This window comes from Nocardioides eburneus, from assembly GCF_040838215.1.
Lineage (GTDB): Bacteria > Actinomycetota > Actinomycetes > Propionibacteriales > Nocardioidaceae > Nocardioides > Nocardioides eburneus.
Window position 1 is genome coordinate 77,715 of sequence record NZ_JBFPJR010000007.1, and the last position, 24,467, is coordinate 102,181.

Below are 24,467 nucleotides of genomic sequence, written 5' to 3' on the forward strand. Positions count from 1 at the left end.
GCGGCGTGCGATTCACCACCGACACGGGGACCAACGTCCCTGACGGCGAGCCAGATGCGGCGACACGCCGTGCGCGGGCTAAGTTCTGACGCATGCAGACACGCCTCGTGGGAGCCACCGGCCTGCGCGTGTCGAGCCTGGGGCTCGGCACCATGACCTGGGGCCGCGGCACCGACGAGCACGAGGCGCGCGACCAGCTCATCGCGTTCGCCGAGGCGGGCGGGACGCTGGTCGACACCGCGGCCGGCTACGGCGACGGCGCGTCCGAGGAGCTGATCGGCTCGCTCGTCGGCGACGTGCTGGCGCGCGACGAGATCGTCCTGGCGACCAAGGCCGGCATCTCGCGTCGCAGCGGTGCCCGACGCGTCGACACCTCGCGCGGCAGCCTGCTGCGGGCCCTCGACGGCTCGCTCAAGCGGCTCGGCACCGACCACGTCGACCTCTGGCAGGTCCACGCCTGGTGCGACGACGTTCCGGTGGAGGAGACCCTTTCCGCGCTCGACCTGGCGGTGAGCAGCGGCCGGGCGGCGTACGTCGGCATCTCCAACTACAGCGGATGGCAGACCGCGCAGGCGGCCACCTGGCAGCGCGCGGTCCCGAGCCGCACGCTCCTCGCCTCGACGCAGATGCAGTACTCCTTGATCGCCCGCGAGGTCGAGTACGACGTCGTCCCGGCGGCCCAGGCGCTCGGCCTCGGGATCTTCGCCTGGTCGCCCCTGGCCGGCGGCGTCCTCACCGGGAAATACCGCACCGGCATCCCCGGTGACTCGCGCGGCGCCAGCAGCGACTTCGGCCGTCGGATCGAGACCTACCTCGACGACCGTGGCCGTGGCATCGTCGAGGCGGTCTGCCGCGCGGCCGACGGGCTCGGCTGGTCGCCCCTCCAGGTGGCGCTGGTCTGGGTCCGCGACCGGCCGGGTGTGACCGCCCCCATCCTCGGTGCCCGGACGTGCGCCCAGCTCCAGGCCGCGCTCGGCGTGGCCGAGCTCACGCTCCCACCGGAGATCGAGGCGGCCCTGGACGACGTTTCGGCCGACTGAGAAGATTCCTCGCCCACCGCCCCGCCCTGACAGCAAGCCCGAGGAGGACCGCATGGCTCGCACCGACCGCCGACCGCCTCGTTCCGGGGTGGAGTGGGAGTTCGACAAGGTGACCTTCTCGCGGGAGTTCTCCCGCAACGTGGTGACCAAGCTGCTCGTCGAGCGCGCGGAGTACGGCGGCTGGGAGCTCGACCGCGTGCGCATCACCCCCGATGGCACCCGTCGGGTCGTCCTGCGGCGCAAGATCATCCGCGCGGTGCGGACCGCCTGAGGCGTACGGCGCCGGCCACGACGGTGCGCGACGTCTCGCCGAGCATCGCCCCGGCGAGGGCCCCGAGCCCGTTCCGCAGGACGTCGGAGCTCTGGCACACGCCCGTCCCGGCGACACTCTGGACGGCCTCGATCCCGGCGCTCAGGGCCACGCAGGCCAGCACGACGGCCCACCACCGTCCCGAGGCGAGGGTCGCGAACAGGGCGAGCGGCACGAAGAGGAGGACGTTGAGACGCGCCTCCGGGCTCGCCAGGGAGAGCCCCGGGGAGAGCAGGCACCCGCGCCCCAGTTCCAGCGGGCCGCCCGAGCGCGCCAGGGTCGTCGCGAGGACGAGCGCCGTCCCGGCGCCGGCCAGCGCAGAGGTGGCGCAGCGCCACCCGGGCCAGCCTCGGCGCCGGCCGACCAGCCAGCCGGCGACCACGAGGACGACCCCGGCGCCGGCGAGGGTCGCCTGGACGGCAGGGTCGCGCAGCACGATCCGTGCGATGACATCCAGACCGTTCACGGGCGGCAACCTATCGGGCGGACGGACCGGTCGTGAGCCACGGCACGCGACGGCGCCGAGCCGGGCCCAGCCCGTGTCCGGGCTCAGCCCGCGTCCGGGCCCAGCCCGCGTCCGGGCTCAGCTCACGGGCTTGACCCAGCGGCGCCACTCCGGCTGCGGCGTATAGCCCGACGAGCGCCACAGGGACTGTCCGAGGTCGTTCCCCTCGAGCACCATCGCGTCGAGCCGCCCGGCACCCAGGGCGACCAGGCGTTCCTCGGCCGCGACGAGCAGCCGGCGCGCCAGTCCCCGACGACGGTAGTCCGGGTGCACGGCGAGGCGGTAGAGATGGGCGCGCCAGCCGTCCCAGCCCGCGACGATGCTGCCGACGAGACGGCCGTCGAACTCGGCGACCACGCACGCCTGCGGATCGCGCGCGAGCAGCCGCGCGACCGCGTCGGCGCTGTCCGAGGGACGGCTGTCGTTCTCCGCGGCCACCTCCCAGAGCGCCAGCAGCGCCGCCACGTCGGCGCGTTCGGCAGCCCGTAGCCGGATCTCTCCCATCGGCGCCTCAGACCTGGTCGAGGAACCGGTCGAGCACGCGCGCGCCGAACTCCAGCGCGTCGAGCGGCACCCGCTCGTCGACACCGTGGAACAGACCGGTGAAGTCGAGCTCCTCGGGGAGTCGCAGCGGCGCGAAGCCGTAGGACCGCATCCCGAGCTTGCGGAAGTGCTTGGCGTCCGTACCGGCGGAGAGGAGGTACGGCGCCACCAGCGCCTCGGGGTCCTCCGCGAGGAGCGAGCGGCTCATCGCGTCGACCAGGGCGCCGCCGTACGGCGACTCCCACGGCTGCTGGTGGGAGACGAAGTCGATGTCGACGCCCTCGCCGCACAGTGCCCGGAGGGTGTCGAAGAAGTCGTCCTCGAAGCCGGGCAGAAACCGTCCGTCGACATGCGCGGTCGCCTCGGTGGGGATCACGTTGACCTTGTAGCCGGCGTCCAGCATCGTCGGGTTGGTGACGTTGCGGAGCGTCGCGGCGAGCATTCGGGTCGCCGGGCCGAACTCCTCCACCAGCGACTCGGCGTTCTCCGGGGTCACCTCCACTCCCGCGAGCTCGCCGACCGAGGCCAGCAGGGTGCGCATCGTCGGCGTGAGCTGGACCGGCCACTCGTGCGCCCCGATCCGGGCGACGGCGCCCGCGAGCCGGGTGACGGCATTGTCACGGTTGATCATCGAGCCGTGGCCCGCGCGACCACGGGCCGTGAGGCGCATCCACGACATGCCCTTCTCCGCGGCCTCGACGAGGTACATCCGGCGGCCCCGGACGGTGGTCGAGAAGCCGCCGACCTCGCCTACCGCCTCCGTGCAGTGCGCCAGCTCGTCGGCGTGGTCCTCCACGAGCACCTGGGCGCCGCGGTGACCGCCGGCCTCCTCGTCCGCGGTGAAGCAGAGCACTATCGGGCGCGCCGGCACCTGGCCGCTGCGCTGTCGGTGGCGTACGACGCTGAGCAGCATCGCGTCGAAGTCCTTCATGTCGACCGCGCCACGGCCCCACAGGTAGCCGTCCTGGATCTCCCCCGAGAAGGGGTCGACCTGCCAGTCCTGAGCGGCCGCCGGGACGACGTCGAGGTGGCCGTGCAGCAGCAGCGCGTCCTTCCCCGGCGGTCCCCAGTGCGCGACGACACTGGCGCGACCCGGGTCGGACTCGTGGATGGTGGTCGGGATGCCGACCTCGTCGAGCAGGCCGGCGACGTACTCCGCCGCCTTCCGCTCGCCGGGCCCGGAGCCGTCTCCGTAGTTGGTCGTGTCCATGCGCAGCAGGTCGCGGCAGATGTCCACGACCTCGGCGTCGACGCCGCCGGCGGCCGCCGACACGGTGGTCTCGTCCCGAGGCTCCATAGCGCCACGGTAGCCAACCCTCCCGTCGTCGCGCCGCACGGGCACGGAGGGGACCCGACACGCGCAGCCTCGTGGGGGCCTGAGAGAATCCACAGATTTGACGAGGATCGCGGCCGAAGACGTGCTGAGGGGGGACCTGCCGGGTTACCGTCATGGAAGCCCGCCTCCCCCGACGGCCCCCGGAGTCACCATGACGCACCACCCCGCCTCGCCGCCCGAGCACCTCATCGAGCTCGGCCACGTCGGGAAGGTGATCCGCAACGCCCTGCTCCTTCTCGTCGAGACCGTGATGGTCCCGACCGCGATCCTCTACGGCTGCATGCAGACCGTCGGCACGGTGCCGGGCCTCGTGGGCGTCATCGTCTGGTGCCTCGGCACCATGGCGCTGCGCTGGGTGCTGGGGTCGCGCGTGCCCTCCACCCTGCTGCTCGTCGTCGGCATCCTCGTGCTGCGCACGGCGATCGCCTTGGCGACCACGAGCGTGTGGCTCTACCTCCTCCAGCCGATCGCGGCCTCCGTCCTGATGGCGATCGTGTTCGTCGGGTCCGCGCTGCTCGGTCGGCCGATCACGCAGAAGCTCGCGCAGGACTTCATCCACCTGCCCGAGCTGCTCCTCGCCGACGCCCGGATGCGCCGGATCTTCATCGAGGTCGCGCTCATCTGGGGCTTCACGCGCATCCTCGACGCCGGCCTGAGCCTCAACTCGCTGCTCAGCTGGGGTGCCGACGCCGGCGTGCTCGTCCGCGGCATCCTCTCCGTCGGGCTGACGGCCCTGTCGGTGATCGGCTGCGCCTACTGGGGTTGGCGGCGGATCCACCGGATCCCCGGCGTCCGGTTCCGCTTCGGCCTGCCCGCGACCGACGCCGCCTGACCACCGGCCCCGATCCCCGGCGGCACTCCCGGCGCGTCGTCAGGCGAGCGCCGCGAGCTGTGCGCGCGTCGGGACGTAGGGCGCCAGCAGGAGCCTCATCCCGGCCTCTTCGGGGGTACGGCTGCCCTTCCGGGCGTTGCACGCGCGGCAGGCCGCGACCGTGTTGAGCCACGTCCAGCCGCCCCCGCGCGACTGCGGCAGGACGTGGTCGATCGTCCGCGCGGGGGCCGCGCAGTAGGCGCACCGGCCACGGTCGCGGAGGAACACGCCGTCGCGGGAGTAGCCGGCGGGGCGATACATCCAGTGCATCGCGACGTACCGCACCAGACGCACCGCCTTCGGCCACGGGTGTGGTCCGATCATCCGATCCGTGCCGTCGGGGCCCTTCGCCGCCTCGTGGACCACGGCGACCTCACGGAACAGCATCAGCACGGCATGCTTGAAGGACACCCGCCCCAGCGGCTCATAGGAGGCGTTGTAGAGCGTCACGGCAGTGAGGGTCGCGCTCACCTGGCCACCTCCTCCCGGCCTGCTCGAGCCGAGCGTCGCACGACGTCGTGTTCGTCCGTCTCCATCATGGTCCCTGCCGCTCCGCGGAAGGGACCATCGATATTCCAACCTGCCCTTCCCTACAGTGACGCCAGGTCGTGATCCGGATCACAAGCGCGGCCACTCGATCCTGCCCAGACGGGCCCGCCCGAGAGGAGCTCCGATGACCGAGCGAGGGACGCACGACACGTCGCGGCGATGCGGCACCAGGCGGCCGGCATGACCGCGGTGGACATGCCCCGCGGCAGCATCCTCGGCACTCGCGTCCAGCGCGTCGAGGACCCGGAGTTCCTCACCACCGGGGCCGTCTACACCGAGGACCTCACCGATGAGCGCCTGACCGGCGCCGTACGCCTCACCTACGTGCGCGCGCCCATCCCCCACGCGCGGATCGCCTCCATCGACACCTCGGCCGCCACGGCGGCCCCCGGCTGCGTCGCCGTGTTCACCGCCGCCGATCTGACCGACGTGCCCGAGGCCGGGCCGGCGATGCCGATGTTCCCCGCGCCGATGGCGCAGTCGCTGCTCGCCTCCGGCACCGTGCGGTACGTCGGCGAGCCGGTCGCCGTCGTCGTCCACGAGGAGCGGTACGACGGCGAGGACCTCGCCGAGCTGGTGGAGGTGGACTACGACCCGCTCCCCGCGGTCGTCGACCCGCGCAAGGCCGTGGCCGGCGAGACCCTCCTCTTCCCCGAGGCGGGGACCAACGTGGCGATGGCGCAGCCGCCCGAGCACGCCGACGACTTCTTCGCCGACTGCGAGGTCGTGGTCACCCACGAGATCGTCAACCAGCGCGTCGCGGTCGCGCCGCTCGAGGTCCGTGCCGCCGCGGCGGTCTGGAGCGACGACCGGCTGACCACCTGGATCCCCAACCAGGGCGCCCAGGGCTCCCAGGCCGCCGTCGCCGGCGCGCTCGGCCTGCCGAAGGAGCAGGTCCGGGTCATCACCCCGGCGGTCGGTGGTGCGTTCGGTGCGAAGTTCGGCGCCGACCCGGAGCACATCCTGGTCGGCTGGGTCGCCCGCCGGCTCGGACGACCGGCGACCTGGGTGGAGACCCGCTCGGAGAACATGGTCGGGATGACCCACGGCCGCGGCCAGGTCCAGACGATCGCCATCGGCGGCGACCGCGACGGCAACATCAAGGCCTACCGGCTCGACGTCGTCCAGGACACCGGTGCCTATCCGCGCATCGGTGCGGTGCTGCCGACGCTCACACTCCTCATGGCGCCCGGGGTCTACGACTTCGACCGGATCGAGACCTCCTTCGCCAGCGTGGTCACCAACACGACGCCGGTCGGTGCCTACCGTGGCGCGGGCCGCCCCGAGGCCACCGCGGTCGTCGAGCGCGCCATCGACCTGTTCGCCGCCGAGATCGGCATGGACCCTGCCGAGGTCCGCCACCGCAACGTCCTGCCGGCGTTCACAGAGCCGGTCCAGTCCAAGGGCGGTGCGCTCTACGACAGCGGCGACTACACGATGGCGCTCGACACCGTGCTCAAGGCCGCCGACTACGACGGACTGCGGCGCGAGCAGGCCGCGCGCCGCGAGCGCGGCGACACGAAACTGCTCGGCATCGGGCTCTCGACCTACGTCGAGATCACCGGCGCCGGGATGGAGGCCGGCAACCCGCGGGAGAACGCCACGGTCGAGATCCACCCCGACGGCACGGCCACGATCCTCACCGGCACCTCGCCGCACGGCCAGGGCCACTCGACGGTCTGGGCGATGCTGGCGAGCGAGGAGCTCGGCATCCCGATCGAGAAGATCACGGTGAAGTGGGGGGACACCGACCTGGTGCCCGAGGGCGGCGGCACCGGCGGCTCCCGCAGCCTGCAACAGGGCGGCGCCGCGGTGAAGCAGGCCGCGGTCGAGCTCGTCGAGGTGGCGCGCGGTCGCGCTGCCGACCGGCTCGAGGTGGCGCCCGAGGACCTCGTCGTCGATCACGCGCTCGCAGGCCTGTCGGTCAAGGGCGTGCCCGACACCGGCATCTCGTTCGCGCAGCTCGCCGAGGACGAGCCGCTGCGCGTCCGGACGGTCTTCAGCGCCCCCGGGGCGACCTACCCCTTCGGGGCGCACGTCGCCGTCGTCGAGGTCGACGTCGAGACCGGCAAGGCGACCCTCGAGCGCCTCATCGCGCTCGACGACGCCGGTGTGATCATGAACCCGCTGATCGCCGAGGGGCAGCGCCACGGCGGGCTCGCCCAGGGCGCGGCGCAGGCCCTGCTCGAGGAGGTGCTCTACGACGAGGACGGCAACCCCACGACGACGACGTTCGCCGACTACCCGATCGTCACGGCCACGGAGCTGCCGAGCTTCGAGCTCGTGACGACGGAAACGCCGACGTCCTACAACTCGCTCGGCGCGAAGGGCATCGGCGAGGCCGGCACCATCGGGGCCACCCCCGCGGTGCAGAACGCCGTCATCGACGCGGTCGCCCACCTCGGCGTACGTCACATCGACATGCCGACGAGCCCGATGCGGATCTGGTCCGCCATCAACGACGCGGCCGGCGCGGCAGCCGGCGAAGGGAACGGGAACTGATGCAGGTCACCATCACGGTCAACGGCGAGACCCGCACCGACGAGGTCGAGCCCCGGCTGCTGCTCGTCCACTACCTACGCGACGTCGCGGGGCTCAAGGCCACCAACATCGGGTGCGACACCAGCTCCTGCGGCGCCTGCACGGTCCACGTGGACGGTGAGTCGGTCAAGTCGTGCACGGTCCTGGCGGCCCAGGCCGACGGCACCAGCGTCACGACGCTCGAGGGCCTGGCCCAGGGCGAGACGCTCCATCCCGTGCAGACGGCGTTCCGCGCCGAGCACGGCCTCCAGTGCGGCTTCTGCACGCCCGGCATGGTGATGGCCGCCGCGTCGCTGCTGAAGGAGAACCCGAGCCCGAGCGAGCAGGAGGTCCGTGAGGGTCTCGAAGGCAACATCTGCCGCTGCACCGGCTACCACAACATCGTCCGCGCCGTGCTCGCCGCGGCGGACACGATGGCGGGCAAGGACGCCACCGGCACGGACGCCAGCGGCTCGGACGCCGAGGCGGTGACGGCATGATCCCCGCCGCGTTCGACTACGTGAAGGCCGACACGCTCGACCACGCCGTCCAACTCCTCGCGGAGCACGGCGAGGACGCCAAGGTCATCGCCGGCGGCCACTCGCTGCTCCCGATGATGAAGCTGCGGCTCGCCTTCCCGACCGTGCTCATCGACATCCGCCGGGCGGCCGACGCGTCGTACGTCCGGGTGGAAGGTGAGGAGGTGGCCATCGGTGCGCTCACCCGGCACGCCGACCTGGTCGCCTCCGACGTCCTTGCCGCCGAGGCGCCGCTGCTCGCCGAGGTGGCCGCCCACGTCGGGGACCCACAGGTCCGCCACCGCGGCACCATCGGCGGGTCGGTCGCCCACTCCGACCCGGCCGCCGACCTGCCCTCCGCGGTCCTGGCCTCCGACGCCACCCTCGTCCTCCAGGGCCCCGGCGGCCGTCGTGAGGTCAAGGCCGCCGACTTCTTCCTCGGCTACTTCGAGACGGTCCTCAGCCCCGACGAGCTCCTCGTCGAGCTCCGGGTGCCTCGGACCGGCACCGGGGGCTGGGGCTATGAGAAGTTCGTACGCCGGGCCAACGACTGGGCCATCGTCGGTGTGGCGACCGTCGCCGGCCGGGTCGCCCTGGCCAACATGGGCAACAAGCCGCTGCGGGCCGCGCGGACCGAGGAGGCGCTCGCGTCCGGGGCGTCGATCGCCGACGCCGCCGCGCTCGCCGCCGAGGACACCTCGCCGGTGGAGGACATGCACGCGAACGCGGACTACCGCCGCCACCTCGCCCGGGTTCTCACCCGGCGCGCCCTGGAGGCCGCCGCGGCCCGGCCCTGACCGACGACCGCGAAACGGCCCCGTCCGCTCTGCCGAGCGACGGGGCCGCCTGCTCCCTCCAAGAGAGCGGTTCCACGATACCCCCAGGGGCATGCGTCGCGGGGCTCCTGCGCGCCGCCGGCCCGCGGGCGAGAACGCGCTGCGCGACCCGCGTCGTACGGGAGCGGCCGCCGTCGCGCCCGTCGACGCGAGCGTGGTGCACGCTTGTTCGCGGCGCCTCGTAGCCTGAGGGTCATGGGAGCTCGCTGGATGAAGAAGGCCCGGAGCGTGCGTGCCGTGTGCGCGGCGGTGGTGGTCCTGTTGCTCACGGCTGCCGGTTGCGCGGGGACGGGGTCGACGCCGGAGGCGGGCTCCACCACCACGTCGCCGCCGGCCTCGCACGCGTCGTCCCCGACGGCGACGCAGACACCGAGCCCACGGCACTACCCCACCGGCCCGCCGATGCTGCTCGACAGCATCGCTCCGCTCAGCGGGACCACCGTGGGCGTGGCGATGCCGATCTCGATCGTCTTCACCGACCCGGTGGCAGTCTCGGCCCGGAAGCGGATCGAGGAGCACATCCGGCTCACCACGTCGGTGCCGGTCGTCGGTGCGTGGCACTGGTTCAGCGACCGACGGGTCGACTTCCGTCCGAAGGCCTTCTGGAAGCCGGGCACCACGGTGTCGATGGTCGCCGGCTTCGACCACGTCGGCGACGGCCACGGGCGCTACGGCACGCACAGCTACACCCGCACCTTCACGATCGGCAGCGATGTCCGCACGCACGTCTATGTGAACCAGCACAAGACCGTGGTGAGCCGGGACGGCAAGGTCCTGCGCACGATGCCGAGCGACGCCGGCAGCCCCGACTGGCCCTCCTGGGACGGCACGATGGCGGTCGTCAACAAGTCACGCACCGTTCGAATGACCTCCTGCAGCGTGCACATCGCCTGCGACAAGAACGACCCCAACTACTACGACCTCACCCTGCCCTGGGACGTCCGGATCACCTGGTCCGGCACCTTCCTCCACTACTCCACCGGCGACCCCTATCCCGGGCACAGCTATGGGTCCCACGGCTGCGTTCACCTCTCGTACGCCGACGCGAAGTGGTTCTACAACCTGGTCAAGCAGGGTGACCCGGTGACCATCACCGGATCGCCGCGCGGCAAGGCGGCCGGCGACAACGGGTACGCCGGCTATGACCTCTCGTGGAGCGAGTGGCTCGCGGGGAGCGGGATGAAGCAGTTCACGACCCACGTCTGAGCGGACGACCCGACCGCACACCGACCGCACACCGTCCGCCCGCCGTCCGACGCAGTCGCGGCCGTCGTACGCGTGGACCTGGCGGCCGGTCGCTAGACCCTCGCCCGGCCCGGGTCCGCACGATCTCGGGTGCGCTACTTGCCAGCGCGCCTGTGCGGATACCGGGGAGCCATGAGTGACCACCGTGACGCCACCGCTCCTGCCGGCCGCCGACTGGGGGCGCGGCCGTGACGGCACGCAGCACCCGTCCCCGCCGCCGTGGCGTCGACCTCGACGGTGCGGTCGTGGTCATCACCGGGGCGTCGAGCGGGATCGGCCGGGCGACCGCGCACCGGTTCGCCGCCGAGCACGCCCGCCTCGTCCTGGCCGCCCGCGCGGCCGCGCCGCTGGACGAGGTCGCCGCCGAGTGCCGGGACGCGGGCGCGCCCTCCGTCCTGACCGTTCCGCTCGACGTCGTCGACGCGGCGGCGCACGAGCGCCTCGTCGCGCGGGCGGTCACCGCCTTCGGGCGGGTCGACGTCTGGGTCAACAACGCGGCCGTGATGTCCTATGGCACGGTCGAGAAGACACCCGTCGAGATCCAGCAGCGCATCGTCGAGGTGAACCTGCTCGGCGTGATGTGGGGAACCCGCGCCGTCCTGCCCGTCTTCCGCCGCCAGGGTCGCGGCGTCCTGATCAACGTCTCGTCGCTCTACGGCAAGGTGGCCACGCCGTACGTCAGCGGCTACGCGGCCAGCAAGTTCGGCATCCTGGGCTTCACCCAGACGGTCCGCCAGGAGATGCACGACGCGCCCGGGGTCGCCGTGTGCGCCGTGCTCCCGGGCTCGATGGACACCCCGATCTTCCAGCACGCGGCGAACTATCTCGGACGAGCGGTGAAGCCGGTGCCGCCCGTGTCGTCGCCGGTCCGCGTCGCACGCGCGATCGTCGACCTGGCACGGCGGCCCCGGCGCCAGGCTCAGGTCGGTCAGCTCCAGCACCTGGTGAGCATCGGGCACGCGCTGCTCCCGCGCGCCTACGGTGACCTCGCCCCCGGGGTCATGCGCTTCGTCGCGGTCGGTCGACGGCCGCAGGCATCGGGTCCGGGCAACGTCCTCCCGCCGGACGCCGCGAGCGACGCCCTGCTCGGGCACTGGCGCAGCCCCCGGGCGCGGGCCGCTGCCGCTGCCCTCGGCGTCGCCGGTACGACGGCGGCCGGGCGACTCCTCTGGGGTCTGCGAACCCGGCGACAGGAGGGGTCCCATTGACCGGACGCTCGATCCCACGGCGTCTCGGCGCAGGGCCCCACGCCGGAATGGAGGGCCCGGGGTCGACGCTCGCCGACGTCACCGCCCGGACGCCGCACGACCTCGCCGTCTGGACACGACGAGCCTTCCTGCTGGTCGTGCTGCTCTTCGTCGTCGCCGGGCTCGCCGGCCTCTTGGGCGTGCGCGCGGCAACCACCTCCGCGGCCGCAGACGGCTACGACCTGTCGCTGCAGTACCCGAGGGTCGCGCGGGCCGGGCTCGACGTCCCGTGGCAGGTCACGGTGACCCACCCGGGCGGCTTCCATGGCCCCGTGGTCCTCGAGGTCACGGGTGACTACTTCGACATCTTCGAGTCGCAGGGCATCTCCCCCGAGCCGTCGCAGGAGACTGAGGACGGCACCTGGTGGCGGCTCACGTTCGACCCTCCACCCGGCGACACGCTGGTCGTCTCGCTCGACGTCTACGTCCAGCCCTCCAGTCAACGCGGGCGCGGCGGCACGCTCCGAGTGCTTGACCACGGCACCCCGACGGCCAGCGTCGACTTCACGACCTCGCTGCTGCCATGAGGGGCCACAGCCGAATCGACCGCCGTAGGGCGAGCGTGGACCGGACGGAGGAGCGCGGATGGAGATCGTGATCCGAGCACTGGTGATCTTCTGCTTCCTGTGGTTGGTCACCCGCGCGGTAGGACGCTCGACGCTGGGTGAGCTGAGCACCTTCCAGTTGCTGCTCTACGTCACCATGGGTGACCTCGTGCAGCAGGCCGTCACCCAGCAGGACTACTCCCTGACCGCGGGGATGCTCGCGATCAGCACCTTCGCGCTGCTGACCGTCTCCCTCTCCTGGGTCCAATGGCGCTTCCCGCGGGCCCGCCCCCTCACTGCCGGCCGCCCTGTGCTGGTCTGGCGCGACGGCGGGCCCGTCGACGAGGCCATGCGTGAGCAACGACTCGCCGTCGCCGACGTCCTGGTGGCCGCACGCGAGCAGGGCATCCGTCGTACGGACGAGATCGAGTATGCCGTGCTCGAGGCCGACGGCCGGTTGTCGTTCTTCACCCGCGAAGCCGGCTCCTCGGACGACGACGGAGCGCCCGAGACCGCGCCGCAGACGTGAGCGGGCCTGCGCATGGGCGGCGGCGTGGAGGTGTTGTCGGGACGCGGTGTGGGGACTGTTCGTCTCGAGGATTCGGACCCGCCGTCCTTCCAAGGAGAGATCGTGGACATCACTGAGCTGATCCTGTTCCAGCACCACGAGCAGCGCCGGCAGTTCGCGCTGCTCGACGAAGTTCCTCCCGACGACACCGACACCCTCGCGGGTCTGTGGCGCCGGCTGAGCGTGCTGCTGGAGGTGCACGCCGAGGCGGAGGAACGCTACTTCTACCCCGAGCTGCTCCGGCTCGGGCACGGTGCGCCGGGGTCGGAAGACGGCCCGGAGGAGGAGACCGAGGACGCCATCAAGGACCACAACGAGATCCGGGACGGGATCCGCAAAGCCGACGCCCACCCTGTCGGAAGCGAAGCGTGGTGGGAGGGGGTCCGCGAGGCGCGCGAGGCCAACAGCGACCACATGGCTGAGGAGGAGCGAGAGGATCTCGCCGACTTCCGCAGGCATGCGGACTTGCAGACCCGGCACGACATCGCCGTGAAATTCATCGCCTACGAGGCCGCCCATTGGTCAGGGATCAAGCCCGTCGACAAGGACCCTGAGGAGTACGTCGCGCGCAACACCTGACGCGGGGTCTGCGTTCGCCGGTCGGGAGCATCGCGAATACGCGCGGAGGGGACTTGAGGTGCTGTACGTTCCGTAAGTCTGAAGAAGGCGGTGGCCGCGATGGTCAGGGATTCGGTGCTTGCGCCGCGTGCCGCCGGGCGCGAGCGCACCAAGAGACCGGTGGCGCGGACGCGCCGGTGGTGGCTCCACCCGCTGTCCGTCGTCGTACTCCTGGTCGGTCTCGCCGTGACGGCCGGCCTGTCGGCGGTCTCGCGGGTGAACTACGACCACAACGAGCGCCGCCAGGTTGCCACGCAGGCCCAGCTGGCCGCGGCTGCGGTGGCGGTGGGACCGGTCGACCTGCAACGCCTGCTGGGTCGCGCGACCACGCTCGTCTCCGCCACTCACAACGTCAGCCTGTTCGACGGCGCCCTCAAGCAGTCGGTGCCGCAGCCGTTCGTCAGCGTCCGGCTCTTCCACATGGTCGACGGTGCTCCTCGGCAGGTGCATTCGCTCGGGCAGCCGACACGGCTGGACACCGCATCGCCGCAGGCGCAGGACCTGCTGCGGCGTGCTGCCTCCAGCGGTTCCCTCACGCTGACACGGGTGGCGACCGCGACCAGCCAGCGTCTCGGCTATGCCTTCGCCGGTACGACCCTCGGCCAGACCTACGTCGCCTACGCCGAGCAGGTGCTGCCGGGCAACCGGCGCATCACCCTCCCTGCGGAGTCTCCGCTGGCGGACATGACCTTCGCGCTCTACTACGGCAAGGCTGAGAACCCCGATGCGCTCCTGGAGACCAACGCCGAGGACCTGCCGCTCGGCAGCGACGCGGCGCGAGTCACCATTCCCTTCGGTGACCACGTCCTGTCTGCGGCGATGACCCCACGGACACCGCTGCTCGGCACCTTCGCCGCCAGACTCACCTGGCTGATCGCCGGCGCCGGCGTCCTGCTCAGTGCGGTCATGGCGCTGCTCACTGAGCGCCTGGCACGGCGTCGAGCCATCGCGGAGCAGCTCGCGCGGGTGACTGGGCAGCTGTATCGGGCGCAGCGCGGTGTCGCGGAGACGCTGCAGACGGCGCTGCTACCCCATCAGCTGCCCACCGCACCACGGCTGGCGGTCGCCACCCGCTATCTGGGCGGGACCGAGGGCATCGAGGTCGGCGGTGACTGGTATGACCTCATCGAGCTTCCCGAGAACCGCATGTTCTTCACCGTCGGGGACGTCTCCGGCCGTGGCTTGAGCGCGGCCACGATGATGTCGCGGCTGCGCCACAGCATCACTGCATATGCCGTCGAGGGCAACGACCCAGCCATGGTCCTCACCAAGGTCAGCGGCCTGATCGACGTGCTTCGCGACGGGCATTTCGCCACCGCCCTGTGCGGCATCATCGACCTGGACACCGGTGTCATCACCGTGGCCAACGCCGGCCATCCCCCGCTCGTGCTGGTCACTGACGGTGTCGCCGAGCAGGTCGTCGCCCCCGTGTCCCCGCCTCTCGGCGTTGGCTCGCACTACGCGACCACGGACGTCCCGCTGAGGTGCGGTGCCGTCATCCTGGCCTACACCGACGGACTGATCGAACGTCGCGACGAGTCCATCGACGCCGGCATCGCACACCTGTGTCGCGTCGCCAGCCGGAGGGCCGACCTGGAGAACCTGCTCGACACGGTCCTCACCGAACTGCTGCCGCAGAATGCGGCGGAGGACGACACCGCCATCTTGGGGCTGCGATGGGCGCCGTAGACACGCTGACTGCCGCGGTCGACCAGGATCCGGACGGCACGCCCGTCATCGTCCTCGCCGGCCAACTCGACCTCGCGACCGCGGAGATCGCACAGCGTGCCCTCGCGAAGGTCCCCACGGCCGGAGGCGCCGCGGGGCGGGATGGATCCGCCGGCGACGTCGTCTTCGACATGACGGATCTGACGTTCATGGACAGCTCCGGCCTGACCGTCCTGCTGACGGCGGTCAGCACCGGCCACGCCGTCCGCGTGCGACGTCCCACGAACGTCATCCGCCGCATCATCGCAACCACCGGGCTCAGCGAGATCCTCCCCATAGAGCCATGACCAGCGCCCACTACCCCCTCCATCCCGCCTCCGTCTCGAAGGCTCGCGCCTTCGTGGCCCACGCGCTGGACCCTGTCCCCGAGGAGCTTCGTGACTGCGCGGTCCTGGTCACCAGCGAGCTCGCGACCAACGCCATCACCCACGCCCACAGCGCTTTCACCGTCAGCGTCACGCTGACCGCGGAGCACGTCCACCTCGCGGTCACCGACGAAGGCGGAGGGATGCCCCGCCTGCGACACACCGGCCCGACACAGGCGCACGGCCGCGGCCTGCTGATCGTGAGCAGCCTTGCGGACCGATGGGGCGTCGACGCCCAGAACGCAACGACGTCGGTCTGGTGCACGTTCGCCGTGAGGCCACGCGCGACGTTCGACGCGTCGGGCTCCCAGGGCGTACCCGTGCCCGACAGCGACGAACGTTCCTGACGCCGTTCTCGACTCCACGCCGACCGACTTCGCTGCTGACCGTGCCCGTCAAGGGCGTGGGCAAAGAGCTTTGGGCACCGGCCGACGGCGCGCACCCCATGGTCTGCTTCTTCGCTCGAGTCTCGAGCCAGGGATCGGGGATGCCGCGGCCGCCGCGAGGTGCCTTGTCCAGAACTCCGCCCCACCCAGGCACTCCGGCGCTATGAGGATCTGCGCGGCGCCTGCACGACCCGGGCGCAGCAACAGAGCCACGGACCGTGTGCACATCAACGCCTCCTCCGGTGGGGAAGAGCAGAGCGGACCCGCGATGCCTCCTAGGCTCTGCCGGCTCTCGGGCGGCGAACAGCTGGATCTGGTCCGAGGACGTCTGATCGGAACCGCGCGATGGGTCGCTCATACATCGCACCAGGGTTCAAGGTACCCGCGCAGCGGGTAGACAGGGGTTGATGGATACCTCGTCGCCGACCTACCTGGTCCTGGATCTGACGGGCACGTTCGCCTTCGCGCTCAACGGCGCGCTGACGGCGATCCGGGTCGCGCGGCTGGACATCGTCGGCGTGGTGACACTGGGGATGTTGACCGCGCTGGGCGGCGGGATGGTCCGTGACACCCTGCTCGATGCCCTGCCGCCGGCAACGTTCCGGGACTGGCACTACCTGACCGTCGCGGCCGGCGGAAGCCTGGTGGCGTTCATGGCCAGCCGCAGTCTCGATCGACTCGCGACTCCGATCCTCATGCTGGATGCGGCCGGGCTGAGCCTGTTCGCCGTCAGCGGGGCCCTCAAAGGCCTCGAATTCGGTATCGGGTTCGGCCAGGCGGTCATCTTGGGAGCGATCACCGCCGTCGGCGGCGGCACCCTGCGCGACGTCCTGATCCGCGAGATCCCGTCGGTGCTGACCAGTGGCCTCTACGCCATCCCAGCCCTTGTCGGTGCCTTCGTGGCGGTGACCGGAGACCGCCTCGGGATCTCCGACCTTCCCTCAGCGGTCACCGGAGCGGTCGTCTGCTTCATCATCCGGATGCTCGGTGTGCGCTTCGACGTCCACGCGCCACGACCACGATGAACAGCACAGGCGCATGATGAAGACATGGCCAATGAAGCAGTGACCGCCGTCCTCGACGGCCCAGAGGGCCTGGAGTCCGTCCGGAATTGGCAGGAGGAGTTCTACCGCGACCTGCACGCCCATCCCGAGCTCCCCCACCAAGAGCATCGAACGGCAGGCAACGTGGCCGTCCGCCTACGCGAGGCCGGTTGCGAGGTTCACGAGGGCATCGGCGGCACCGGCGTCATCGGCGTCCTGCGCAACGGAGACGGTCCGACCGTGCTGCTGCGCGCCGACATGGACGCCCTCCCCGTGCGAGAACGGACCGGCCTGCCCTACGCCAGCACGCAGACCACCGACGACGGCACCCCGGTAATGCACGCCTGCGGCCACGACGTACACGTCACCTGCCTGCTCGGCGCCACCACCCTGATGGCCCAGGCATCCCGGGCCTGGTCAGGGACGCTCGTCGCGCTCTTCCAACCCGCCGAGGAGACCGCCGACGGAGCACAAGGCATGGTCGACGACGGGCTCGCTGCCCTTGTCGACAACGTCGATGTGGCGATGGCCCAACACGTGCTGCCGTTTCCTGCTGGCACGGTTGGCACACGCTCGGGCCCGATGCTGTCGGCTGCGGACAGTATGAAGATCACCGTCCACGGACGCGGCGCCCATGGGTCGATGCCCCAGGCGGCCGTTGATCCCGTGGTCCTCGCAGCCAGCATCGTGATGAGACTGCAGACCATCGTCGCCCGCGAGGTAGCACCCAGCGACACAGCGGTCGTCACCGTCGGAAGCGTTCAGGCCGGCACCAAGAGCAACGTCATCCCGGACCATGCGGTCCTCCAGCTCAACGTCCGCACCTACAACGAGCACACCCGTGCCGCCGTGCTGGCCGCGATCGAGCGGATCGTCCGCGCGGAATGCACCGCCTCCGGGTCACCCGAAGAACCCGAGTTCGAGATGTTCGACCGCTACCCCCTCACGGACAACGACCCTGGCGTCACCGAGCAGGTCGCGACCGCCTTCGCGGACCACTTCGGCGACCACGCCATCGATCTACCCCAACAAAGCGCGAGTGAGGACTTCAGCGACATCCCCCACGACCTTGGCGCTCCGTACACCTATTGGGGCATCGGGGGGATCGACCCTGACGCCTATCGCGCCGCCGAGCAGGCCGGACGCATCGCCCAAGACATCCCCGTCAACCACTCCGCCACCTTCGCACCCGTCCTCCAACCCACCCTGGACACCGGCACCCAAGCACTCGTCGTGGGAGCCCTGGCTTGGCTTCGCACGGATTCCCCGTAAGCACCGGAGATCCCCCTTGCCCTCGATCCACCGACTTTCCCATGGCGGTTCATCACGGGAGGCGCGCGGACCGAGCGGCCCCCTCGGTGCCCCCAAAGCCCGAAATGGAAAGTGGCCCTGACCATGTTTTCCCTGGTCAGGGCCACTTTCACTCGCGTGCGCGAGGGGGGACTTGAACCCCCACCCACTATACGTGGACTAGCACCTCAAGCTAGCGCGTCTGCCTATTCCGCCACCCGCGCGAGTGCGAGAAGAACGTTAGCAGTGTGGCCGCCCGGAATCGAATCGGGGCCGCCTCGACACGTGGCGCGGCGCCGGCCGGGCCGGATCCGACCGCGGCCCCGTCCCGGAAGACCCGGTTCCGGTCGGGACCTTGGCCCCACCGCAAGGGGTCCGTTTCCCTCTCCACCCCTGGGGTGGGCCGGTTCAGGCTGGGGGCACTCGCATCGGAGGGAGCGGGAGATGGAAAGCACCATACGTCGCGGCACGCCAGGCGTACGACGGGCGCTGGTGGTCGTCCACGAGAGACCGGTCGGCCCGGTGGCGCGGGTCGCCGCGGCCGTCGCGGCGGCCCTCCGGGCGGAGGGCGTGACCGTCCGGGTCGTCCGACCCGACGACCTGGTCGACTGGGCCGACCTCGACCTGCTGGTCATCGGGGCGTCCGCGACGGCGCTGGCCACCCGGCGCGACCGCGGGACCGGACTCGGGCACTGGCTCGCGGCGCTGCCGCAGGGCGGCGACGCAGGGCCCGCGCTGGCGACGTACGAGACCCGGCTCAGCCGCCGCGGGCTCCGGCGCGGCGCCGCCGTACGCACGACCCTCGGCCTGTCGTCGCGGGGCTGGCGGGTGGCGTCAGTGCCGGCGACGTTCTTCGTGGGGGCGAGCGGAGCGCTCGGCGTCGCCGAAGTCGCGCGCGCGTCGCGGTGGGGGTACGACCTGGCCCGGGGGGCTCAACGGCACGGTCCACTCGACGACGGTCCCGCCCTGCTCGCCGGGGCAGACCTCACAGGTCCCGCCGAGCTCGTGGGCGCGCTGTCGTAGGTTCGCCAGGCCGCTCTCCACGACCCCGTCCGGGACGCCGAGCCCGTCGTCCTCGACACGCAAGGTGATCGCGTCGGCGACCCGCAACAGGACCGAGGCGCTCGCCGCATGGGCGTGCCGCGTGACGTTGGAGAGCATCTCGCTCAACGCCGCCACCAGATGTGGCAGCAGCACCGGGGCGATCTGGGTGCGGACCGGCCCCTCGAACGCGAGCTGCGGGCGGAACTTCAAGGCGCTCGCCGCCCGCTCGACGACCCGGGTGACGGTGCTCTGCGCGTCGTCGGCGCGCTCGGTGCTGCCGAGTTCGAAGATCGTCCGACGGATGTCGCGGATGGTCTCGTCAAGACCGTCGACCGCCGCGTCGACGACGCGGGCGATCTCGCCGCCGTCCGGGGCGCGGAGCGCGCCTTGGAGGCTGAGCCCGATCGCGAACAGCCGCTGGATCACGACGTCGTGGAGGTCGCGTGCGATCCGGTCCCGCTCCTCGAACAGCCCGAGCCGTTGCTGGTCGTGCGCGCTGCTCACGATCCGTAGCGCCAACGACGCCTGCTCGGCGAAGTTGCCGAGCATCGCCGGGTCGAGGTCGTGGAAGCGGGCGCGACGCTCCGGCGCCCACCCGAGGGCCACGACTCCGTCGGTCCCGGCACTGGACGAGAGCGGCAGCAGGATCACCGGTCCGAGCGACGGCCAGCCGAGGGCGTCCGCCACCTCGGCGTACGTAGGCTCCGAGGCCAGGTCGTCGACGACGAGCGGCTCCCCTGTCGTGATCACCCGGGCCGAGAGCGGCGTGGCCAGCTCCTGCCCGACCAGGCCGCCGTTGTCGAGCTCGGCGCCGGAGACAACGCACAGGCTCAGGCGCTCGATGTCCGGACCGAGCAGCACCCAGGCGAGATCGGCCTCGGCCAACTGGCGCGCGCGGTCGGCGACCAACTGCAGCGCCTCCGTGCCGATGTCGCCCGCGACGAGCCGTGCGATGACCTCGGCGGTCGCCTGCAGCCAGCGCTCGCGCCGGACGGCCTCCTCGTGCAGCTGCGCGTTCTCGATCGCCACGCCGGCCGCCGACGCCAGCGCGACCACGATCCGCTCGTCGCTCTCCGTGAACTCGGGGGCCTCGATCTTGTCGGTGAGATAGAGGTTGCCGAAGACCTTGCCCCGGATCAGGACCGGCACGCCGAGGAACGACGTCATCGGCGGATGCTGGACCGGGAAGCCGTACGACGCCGGGTGACCCGCGATCGACGACAACCGGACCGGCTCCGGGCGGTCGATGATGAGTCCCAGCAGTCCGTGGCCCGCGGGCGGCGGCCCGATCTCGTCGATCTGCTCGTCGCTGAGCCCGTGCGTGACGAAGGTGCGGAGCCGCTGCCGGCCGTCGGTGCCGAGCACGCCGAGCGCGGAGTAGCGCGCCCCCGCGAGGTCGCCGGCGATGCGGGTGATCCTCGCCAGCAGGTCGTCGAGCGAGAGCTCGGCCGCCAGCGTCACGACGGCGTCGAGCAGCAACTGCCAGCGGCTCTCCTCGTCGTGGTGCTCACCCATCGGGCCTCCCCTTGTCGACGCGCAGCCGACGTGCTCACGCTAACAAGCACTCGGACCCCCGGGAGGCGAAAGCCCGGTTCCCGGAACTCTACGCTCCGCTCCCCGTCGCGGCACCGCTCACCCCGGCCAGGACACGGCCGGGACCCGGTCCAGGATGAGGCTCACTGATGGCGCGCGGCGAAGAGCGCAGCCTGCGTGCGGGTGCCCACCCCGAGCTTCGCGAGGATCGAGGAGACATAGTTCTTCACCGTCTTCTCGGCCAAGGAGAGGCGCTCCCCGATCTGCCGGTTGGTCAGCCCCTCCGCCACGAGCCCGAGGATCCGGCGCTCCTGCGCGGTGAGCCGACCCAGCACGGGGTCGGTGTGGTCGCCACCGCGCACGCGCGCCAGCACCCGGGCCGTCACCGCGGGGTCCAGCGTGGAGTGACCCGCCGCCACCCGTCGTACGGTCACGACGAAGTCGTTGCCGCGCACCTGCTTGAGCACGTAGCCGGCGGCACCCGCCATGATCGCCGAGAAGAGCGCGTCGTCGTCGTCGAACGAGGTGAGGACCAACGCGGCGATACCGGGGTCGACGGCACGGATCTCACGGCAGACGTCGATCCCGGAGCCGTCCGGCAGGATGCCGTCGAGGATCGCGACGTCGGGCCGGAGCGCGGGGATGCGACGGGTGGCCTCCTCGGCCAGCCCCGACTCGCCGATGACGACGATGTCGCCCTCCGCCTCCAGCAGCTCACGGATCCCCCGCCGAACGATCTCATGATCGTCGAGCAGATAGACCGTGATCGGACGCTCCTGCGACCGTGCCGTCGACATCACCCCACGTTAGGGAGGCCCCGTCGCCGCCGATATGGGCCTTGGTCCCGCCGGACGGGGCCGTCCGGCACCACCGGACGGCACACCGCGGGGAGCGACCGCGCACTACGATCAGCGCCATGGCCGAGCGATCCGCAGGCCCCGGGCTCTGCACCGGCGCCGATCACCCCGAGTGGCACGACGACGGCCGCGGCCACGGCGAGGGTCACGGGCACCAGCACGGACATGACCATCGCCTCGCTGCCGACGCGGACCGCCGCTATCTCTCCGCGGCTCTGGTCCTCCTGAGCGCCTTCATGGTCGGCGAGATCGTCGCCGCCGTCCTGGCCGGCTCCCTGGCACTCCTCGCCGACGCCGGCCACATGCTCGCCGACGTGGGAGCCCTCGCCGGTGCGCTGTGGGCGCTCCACCTGGCCGCGCGGCCTGCGAGTGGGCCATGGACCTACGGCTGGAAGCGGGCCGAGATCCTGTCCGCGGCGGTCAACGGCATCACGCTGCTCGTCGTCGCCGGGATCGTGACGGTCGAGGCCGTCCGGCGCCTGGCCGCTCCACCGCACGTGGAGGGCGGCCCCGTCCTCGTCGTCGCCCTGGTGGGCTGCGCCGTCAACATCGCCGCCTCCTGGCTCCTCGCGCGTGCCAACCGCACGAGCCTCAACGTCGAGGGCGCCTACCAGCACGTGCTCACCGACCTCTACGGCTTCCTCGGCACCGCGGCCGCCGCGGTCGTCATCCTCCTCACCGGATGGACGCGGGCCGACTCCGTGGCCTCGTTGGTCGTCGTCGTGCTCATGGCGTACGCCGGCGGCCGGCTGCTGCGCGACTCCGGCCGCATCCTTCTCGAGCGCGCCCCCGACGACGTCGACCTGGAGGAGCTGCGCCGACACCTCCTGGAGGTCCCCCACGTGCATGAGGTCCACGACCTGCACGTGTGGACCGTGACGTCGGACCTCCCGACCCTCTCGGCCCACCTCACGGTCGACGACTCCTGCTTCCTCGACGGCCACGCGCCACAGCTCCTCGACGAGGTCCAGGCCTGCCTGCAGGGCCACTTCGACGTCGCGCACTCGACCTTCCAGCTCGAACCGGCCACGCACGCCGAGCACGAGCCCGGCATGCACTGATCCCCCCTTCGGGGACCACGAGGCCGGCGCCGGTGGCGACGAGACCCCCCGATCCCGCCGCCCCGACGCCGGCGCGGCGGTCCGGCGCCCCATCGCCGTGTCCCGCCGCGGAACAGCGCCGCCCGTCGGCGGCGCTGTCACACGGACGTAACGAGCGTCACTGTCCGGAGTCACGCTCAGCCCTTCGGTGTGGCGGCCCGGTGGCTACGGTGGAGTTGTGGTGATCACCCGCGGCTTCACCGGCCGGCCCCGACGAGACCGGCTCCCGGGTGATCTGGGCCGCCGGCTCCCGCCGGGCCAGTACGACGCGGGCGACGAGTGGCCGGTGCTGACCGCGGAGGCCACGCCCCACCTGGTCCCCGAACAGCACACGCTGACCGTCGACGGAGCCGTCGAGCAGCCGCACACCTGGACCTGGCACGACCTGCACACCCTGCCCCACTCGTCGTACGCCGGCGCCATCCACTGCGTGACGACCTGGTCGCGGTTCGGGACGACGTTCACCGGGGTCAGCCTGGACGAGCTGTGGCGCGTCGTTCGTCCGCGCCCGGAGGCGGCGTACCTCCTCGCGCATGCGACGACCGGCTATACGACCAACCTGCCGCTCGAGGACGTGACCGGTGAGAAGGCGTGGGTCGTGTGGGCAGCGGACGGCCGACCACTCCCGCCCGACCACGGCGGCCCGCTCCGCCTCCTCGTGCCGCACCTCTACTTCTGGAAGTCGGCGAAGTGGGTGACCCGGCTCGAGCTGCTCACCACCGACCGGCCCGGCTTCTGGGAGCAGAACGGCTACCACGACCGCGGCGATCCGTGGCTCGAGCAGCGCTACCAGGGCGATCCGTGACGACGGAGGACCTGGCCGTGCCGGGCGAGGCCGCCCCCGTCGGGCGGTGGACCGTCGGCACGCTCGCCGAGGTCGAGCGCCTCGGCGACCGGCTCGTCCGGCTCCGGCTCGCGGTCGAGGACCGGGTCGACCACTGGCCCGGCCAGCACTACGTCGTACGCCTGCGGGCCGAGGACGGCTACACCGCCTCCCGGTCCTACTCGGTCGCGTCCGACCCCGCGGACCCGCTCCTGGAGCTCATGGTCGAGTCGATGCCCGGCGGCGAGGTCTCCGCCTTCCTGCACGACGAGGCCCGGGCCGGGGACCGGTTCGAGCTGCGCGGCCCGATCGGCGGATGGTTCACCTGGCGCGGCGAGGAGACCGCCGTCTGCGTCGGTGGCGGCACCGGCGTCGTGCCGCTGGTGTCGATGCTGCGTCACGCGCGGCGCCACGGGCTCGCCGACCGGCTGCGGGTGTGCGCGGTCGGACGCACCTTCGCGACGCTCCCCTATGCGCAGGAACTGCTCGACGGCGGCGCGTTCGTGGCGCTCACCCGGGAGAACCTCGGTCCACGCGTCGCAGCGCCGCCCTACCTCGAGGAGATCGCGCCCCTGGTCGAGGGCGCCGGGCGCGCCTACGTCTGCGGGTCGGTCGGCTTCGCGTCGTACGCCGTCCGGCTGCTGCAGGAGGCCGGCATGCTCACCCGCGCGATCCGGGTCGAGCAGTTCGGTGCCACGGGCTAGTGCCCTCGTGCGCCACGAGCAGACCGGTCAGGCGAGGTCGACGATCGCCTGCTCGAGGGCGCTCAGGGCGCGACGTGCCACCGCGGAGGTGGCACCCACCACACTGCGCTCCAGCCGGGCGCGCGCCCGGCGGAGGGTGTCCACGTCACGGCCGGCGTAGTCGGCGATCCGCGTGGCGCCGGACGCGATTGACCAATCCGGGGCCAAGGCGTCGCAGACCGCGCGCAGCACGACGAGCTGCGCATCGCGCGGCCCGGCCGGGAAGAGCCTGTCCGCGTTATCGCCGATGGACACCGAGAACCTCCGAGGGCACCAAGAAGAGCCCGCCGGGGTCCGGGGCGGT

26 protein-coding genes and 1 tRNA gene are annotated in these 24,467 nt (G+C 71.8%); 19 read left to right on the forward strand and 8 right to left on the reverse strand.

What is annotated here, in order from left to right:
* The first annotated feature begins 92 nt into the window (after positions 1-92).
* Entirely contained in the window at positions 93-1,040 is a 948-nt protein-coding gene (locus tag AB3X52_RS05655; protein WP_367992151.1) for an aldo/keto reductase, read from the forward strand.
* 52 nt (positions 1,041-1,092) lie between these two features.
* Complete coding sequence (locus AB3X52_RS05660) at positions 1,093-1,311, forward strand: DUF5703 family protein (protein WP_367992153.1); 219 nt, start codon at positions 1,093-1,095, stop codon at positions 1,309-1,311.
* Here AB3X52_RS05660 and AB3X52_RS05665 read toward each other — a convergent pair.
* The 3 genes from AB3X52_RS05665 to AB3X52_RS05675 all read right to left on the reverse strand — a co-directional run bounded on the left by AB3X52_RS05665 (position 1,286) and on the right by AB3X52_RS05675 (position 3,695).
* A complete protein-coding gene (locus AB3X52_RS05665; protein ID WP_367992155.1) occupies positions 1,286-1,816 on the reverse strand; it encodes a VanZ family protein in 531 nt (176 codons plus the stop codon). The two genes, AB3X52_RS05660 and AB3X52_RS05665, sit on opposite strands and share 26 nt — an antisense overlap.
* Before the next feature lie 117 nt (positions 1,817-1,933).
* Positions 1,934-2,359, reverse strand: a complete 426-nt coding sequence (locus tag AB3X52_RS05670; protein WP_367992157.1) for a GNAT family N-acetyltransferase — start codon at positions 2,357-2,359, stop codon at positions 1,934-1,936.
* Positions 2,360-2,366: 7 nt separating this feature from the next.
* On the reverse strand, positions 2,367-3,695 hold the full coding sequence (locus tag AB3X52_RS05675) for a M20/M25/M40 family metallo-hydrolase (protein ID WP_367992159.1): 1,329 nt from the start codon (positions 3,693-3,695) through the stop codon (positions 2,367-2,369).
* Between the two features lie 190 nt (positions 3,696-3,885).
* Between AB3X52_RS05675 and AB3X52_RS05680 the strand changes: the two genes are divergently transcribed.
* Positions 3,886-4,566, forward strand: coding sequence for a VC0807 family protein (locus tag AB3X52_RS05680; RefSeq protein WP_367992161.1), 681 nt, complete (start codon positions 3,886-3,888; stop codon positions 4,564-4,566).
* Between the two features lie 39 nt (positions 4,567-4,605).
* Here the strand turns inward: AB3X52_RS05680 and AB3X52_RS05685 are convergent, their stop codons facing one another.
* On the reverse strand, positions 4,606-5,076 hold the full coding sequence (locus tag AB3X52_RS05685) for an HNH endonuclease (protein ID WP_367992163.1): 471 nt from the start codon (positions 5,074-5,076) through the stop codon (positions 4,606-4,608).
* Positions 5,077-5,334: 258 nt separating this feature from the next.
* Here AB3X52_RS05685 and AB3X52_RS05690 point away from each other — a divergent pair, with 258 nt between their 5' ends.
* The 13 genes from AB3X52_RS05690 to AB3X52_RS05750 all read left to right on the forward strand — a co-directional run bounded on the left by AB3X52_RS05690 (position 5,335) and on the right by AB3X52_RS05750 (position 18,045).
* Positions 5,335-7,656 (forward strand): xanthine dehydrogenase family protein molybdopterin-binding subunit, encoded by a 2,322-nt coding sequence (locus AB3X52_RS05690; protein ID WP_367992165.1) that lies wholly within the window; start codon positions 5,335-5,337, stop codon positions 7,654-7,656.
* Positions 7,656-8,174 (forward strand): (2Fe-2S)-binding protein, encoded by a 519-nt coding sequence (locus tag AB3X52_RS05695; protein WP_367992167.1) that lies wholly within the window; start codon positions 7,656-7,658, stop codon positions 8,172-8,174. Before AB3X52_RS05690 ends, AB3X52_RS05695 begins: the two co-directional genes overlap by 1 nt.
* Positions 8,171-8,989 carry an FAD binding domain-containing protein gene (locus tag AB3X52_RS05700; protein ID WP_367992169.1) on the forward strand — a complete coding sequence of 273 codons (819 nt, stop codon included), beginning with the start codon at positions 8,171-8,173 and terminating at the stop codon, positions 8,987-8,989. Before AB3X52_RS05695 ends, AB3X52_RS05700 begins: the two co-directional genes overlap by 4 nt.
* A gap of 234 nt (positions 8,990-9,223) precedes the next feature.
* Positions 9,224-10,234, forward strand: coding sequence for a L,D-transpeptidase (locus AB3X52_RS05705; protein WP_367992171.1), 1,011 nt, complete (start codon positions 9,224-9,226; stop codon positions 10,232-10,234).
* Between the two features lie 227 nt (positions 10,235-10,461).
* Positions 10,462-11,481 carry an SDR family NAD(P)-dependent oxidoreductase gene (locus AB3X52_RS05710; protein WP_367992173.1) on the forward strand — a complete coding sequence of 340 codons (1,020 nt, stop codon included), beginning with the start codon at positions 10,462-10,464 and terminating at the stop codon, positions 11,479-11,481.
* Positions 11,478-12,047 (forward strand): hypothetical protein, encoded by a 570-nt coding sequence (locus AB3X52_RS05715; RefSeq protein WP_367992175.1) that lies wholly within the window; start codon positions 11,478-11,480, stop codon positions 12,045-12,047. The genes AB3X52_RS05710 and AB3X52_RS05715 overlap by 4 nt, the downstream gene beginning before the upstream one ends.
* A 58-nt stretch (positions 12,048-12,105) precedes the next feature.
* Positions 12,106-12,594, forward strand: coding sequence for a DUF421 domain-containing protein (locus AB3X52_RS05720; protein WP_367992177.1), 489 nt, complete (start codon positions 12,106-12,108; stop codon positions 12,592-12,594).
* A gap of 102 nt (positions 12,595-12,696) precedes the next feature.
* Positions 12,697-13,212 carry a hemerythrin domain-containing protein gene (locus tag AB3X52_RS05725; RefSeq protein WP_367992179.1) on the forward strand — a complete coding sequence of 172 codons (516 nt, stop codon included), beginning with the start codon at positions 12,697-12,699 and terminating at the stop codon, positions 13,210-13,212.
* A gap of 99 nt (positions 13,213-13,311) precedes the next feature.
* Complete coding sequence (locus AB3X52_RS05730; RefSeq protein WP_367992181.1) at positions 13,312-14,940, forward strand: PP2C family protein-serine/threonine phosphatase; 1,629 nt, start codon at positions 13,312-13,314, stop codon at positions 14,938-14,940.
* Positions 14,928-15,266 carry an STAS domain-containing protein gene (locus AB3X52_RS05735; protein WP_367992183.1) on the forward strand — a complete coding sequence of 113 codons (339 nt, stop codon included), beginning with the start codon at positions 14,928-14,930 and terminating at the stop codon, positions 15,264-15,266. The genes AB3X52_RS05730 and AB3X52_RS05735 overlap by 13 nt, the downstream gene beginning before the upstream one ends.
* The gene (locus tag AB3X52_RS05740; RefSeq protein ID WP_367992185.1) at positions 15,263-15,691 is read left to right on the forward strand and encodes an ATP-binding protein; all 429 of its coding nucleotides are present in this window, start codon (positions 15,263-15,265) and stop codon (positions 15,689-15,691) included. The genes AB3X52_RS05735 and AB3X52_RS05740 overlap by 4 nt, the downstream gene beginning before the upstream one ends.
* Before the next feature lie 446 nt (positions 15,692-16,137).
* On the forward strand, positions 16,138-16,755 hold the full coding sequence (locus tag AB3X52_RS05745; RefSeq protein WP_367992187.1) for a trimeric intracellular cation channel family protein: 618 nt from the start codon (positions 16,138-16,140) through the stop codon (positions 16,753-16,755).
* A gap of 24 nt (positions 16,756-16,779) precedes the next feature.
* A complete protein-coding gene (locus AB3X52_RS05750) occupies positions 16,780-18,045 on the forward strand; it encodes an amidohydrolase (RefSeq protein WP_367992189.1) in 1,266 nt (421 codons plus the stop codon).
* Positions 18,046-18,202: 157 nt separating this feature from the next.
* Here AB3X52_RS05750 and AB3X52_RS05755 read toward each other — a convergent pair.
* The 3 genes from AB3X52_RS05755 to AB3X52_RS05765 form a co-directional block, all read right to left on the reverse strand.
* Positions 18,203-18,287: transfer RNA gene (locus AB3X52_RS05755), tRNA-Leu, on the reverse strand.
* A 610-nt stretch (positions 18,288-18,897) separates the two neighbouring features.
* Positions 18,898-20,622 carry a sensor histidine kinase gene (locus AB3X52_RS05760; RefSeq protein ID WP_367992191.1) on the reverse strand — a complete coding sequence of 575 codons (1,725 nt, stop codon included), beginning with the start codon at positions 20,620-20,622 and terminating at the stop codon, positions 18,898-18,900.
* Between the two features lie 161 nt (positions 20,623-20,783).
* The gene (locus AB3X52_RS05765; protein WP_367992193.1) at positions 20,784-21,437 is read right to left on the reverse strand and encodes a response regulator; all 654 of its coding nucleotides are present in this window, start codon (positions 21,435-21,437) and stop codon (positions 20,784-20,786) included.
* Between the two features lie 119 nt (positions 21,438-21,556).
* Between AB3X52_RS05765 and AB3X52_RS05770 the strand changes: the two genes are divergently transcribed.
* From AB3X52_RS05770 to AB3X52_RS05780, 3 genes are all read left to right on the forward strand, one after another.
* Positions 21,557-22,558, forward strand: coding sequence for a cation diffusion facilitator family transporter (locus AB3X52_RS05770; protein ID WP_367992195.1), 1,002 nt, complete (start codon positions 21,557-21,559; stop codon positions 22,556-22,558).
* A 217-nt stretch (positions 22,559-22,775) separates the two neighbouring features.
* Positions 22,776-23,402, forward strand: a complete 627-nt coding sequence (locus AB3X52_RS05775; protein WP_367992197.1) for a sulfite oxidase-like oxidoreductase — start codon at positions 22,776-22,778, stop codon at positions 23,400-23,402.
* Positions 23,399-24,124 carry an FAD-binding oxidoreductase gene (locus AB3X52_RS05780; RefSeq protein WP_367992199.1) on the forward strand — a complete coding sequence of 242 codons (726 nt, stop codon included), beginning with the start codon at positions 23,399-23,401 and terminating at the stop codon, positions 24,122-24,124. Before AB3X52_RS05775 ends, AB3X52_RS05780 begins: the two co-directional genes overlap by 4 nt.
* A gap of 27 nt (positions 24,125-24,151) precedes the next feature.
* On the opposite strand, the gene AB3X52_RS05785 is transcribed toward AB3X52_RS05780, so the two are convergent.
* Positions 24,152-24,418 (reverse strand): hypothetical protein, encoded by a 267-nt coding sequence (locus AB3X52_RS05785; protein WP_367992201.1) that lies wholly within the window; start codon positions 24,416-24,418, stop codon positions 24,152-24,154.
* Between the last annotated feature and the right edge of the window lie 49 nt (positions 24,419-24,467).

What these genes read in the sequence shown, in the direction of transcription:
- AB3X52_RS05690 (WP_367992165.1), top strand. Translation starts at nt 5,335, where the DNA reads ATGACCGCGGTGGACATGCCCCGCGGCAGCATCCTCGGCACTCGCGTC.
- AB3X52_RS05730 (WP_367992181.1), top strand. Translation starts at nt 13,312, where the DNA reads ATGGTCAGGGATTCGGTGCTTGCGCCGCGTGCCGCCGGGCGCGAGCGC.
- AB3X52_RS05660 (WP_367992153.1), top strand. Translation starts at nt 1,093, where the DNA reads ATGGCTCGCACCGACCGCCGACCGCCTCGTTCCGGGGTGGAGTGGGAG.
- AB3X52_RS05680 (WP_367992161.1), top strand. Translation starts at nt 3,886, where the DNA reads ATGACGCACCACCCCGCCTCGCCGCCCGAGCACCTCATCGAGCTCGGC.
- AB3X52_RS05700 (WP_367992169.1), top strand. Translation starts at nt 8,171, where the DNA reads ATGATCCCCGCCGCGTTCGACTACGTGAAGGCCGACACGCTCGACCAC.
- AB3X52_RS05655 (WP_367992151.1), top strand. Translation starts at nt 93, where the DNA reads ATGCAGACACGCCTCGTGGGAGCCACCGGCCTGCGCGTGTCGAGCCTG.
- AB3X52_RS05765 (WP_367992193.1), bottom strand. Translation starts at nt 21,437, where the DNA reads ATGTCGACGGCACGGTCGCAGGAGCGTCCGATCACGGTCTATCTGCTC.
- AB3X52_RS05760 (WP_367992191.1), bottom strand. Translation starts at nt 20,622, where the DNA reads ATGGGTGAGCACCACGACGAGGAGAGCCGCTGGCAGTTGCTGCTCGAC.
- AB3X52_RS05705 (WP_367992171.1), top strand. Translation starts at nt 9,224, where the DNA reads ATGGGAGCTCGCTGGATGAAGAAGGCCCGGAGCGTGCGTGCCGTGTGC.
- AB3X52_RS05750 (WP_367992189.1), top strand. Translation starts at nt 16,780, where the DNA reads ATGGCCAATGAAGCAGTGACCGCCGTCCTCGACGGCCCAGAGGGCCTG.
- AB3X52_RS05670 (WP_367992157.1), bottom strand. Translation starts at nt 2,359, where the DNA reads ATGGGAGAGATCCGGCTACGGGCTGCCGAACGCGCCGACGTGGCGGCG.
- AB3X52_RS05735 (WP_367992183.1), top strand. Translation starts at nt 14,928, where the DNA reads ATGGGCGCCGTAGACACGCTGACTGCCGCGGTCGACCAGGATCCGGAC.
- AB3X52_RS05720 (WP_367992177.1), top strand. Translation starts at nt 12,106, where the DNA reads ATGGAGATCGTGATCCGAGCACTGGTGATCTTCTGCTTCCTGTGGTTG.
- AB3X52_RS05675 (WP_367992159.1), bottom strand. Translation starts at nt 3,695, where the DNA reads ATGGAGCCTCGGGACGAGACCACCGTGTCGGCGGCCGCCGGCGGCGTC.
- AB3X52_RS05740 (WP_367992185.1), top strand. Translation starts at nt 15,263, where the DNA reads ATGACCAGCGCCCACTACCCCCTCCATCCCGCCTCCGTCTCGAAGGCT.
- AB3X52_RS05695 (WP_367992167.1), top strand. Translation starts at nt 7,656, where the DNA reads ATGCAGGTCACCATCACGGTCAACGGCGAGACCCGCACCGACGAGGTC.
- AB3X52_RS05745 (WP_367992187.1), top strand. Translation starts at nt 16,138, where the DNA reads ATGGATACCTCGTCGCCGACCTACCTGGTCCTGGATCTGACGGGCACG.
- AB3X52_RS05770 (WP_367992195.1), top strand. Translation starts at nt 21,557, where the DNA reads ATGGCCGAGCGATCCGCAGGCCCCGGGCTCTGCACCGGCGCCGATCAC.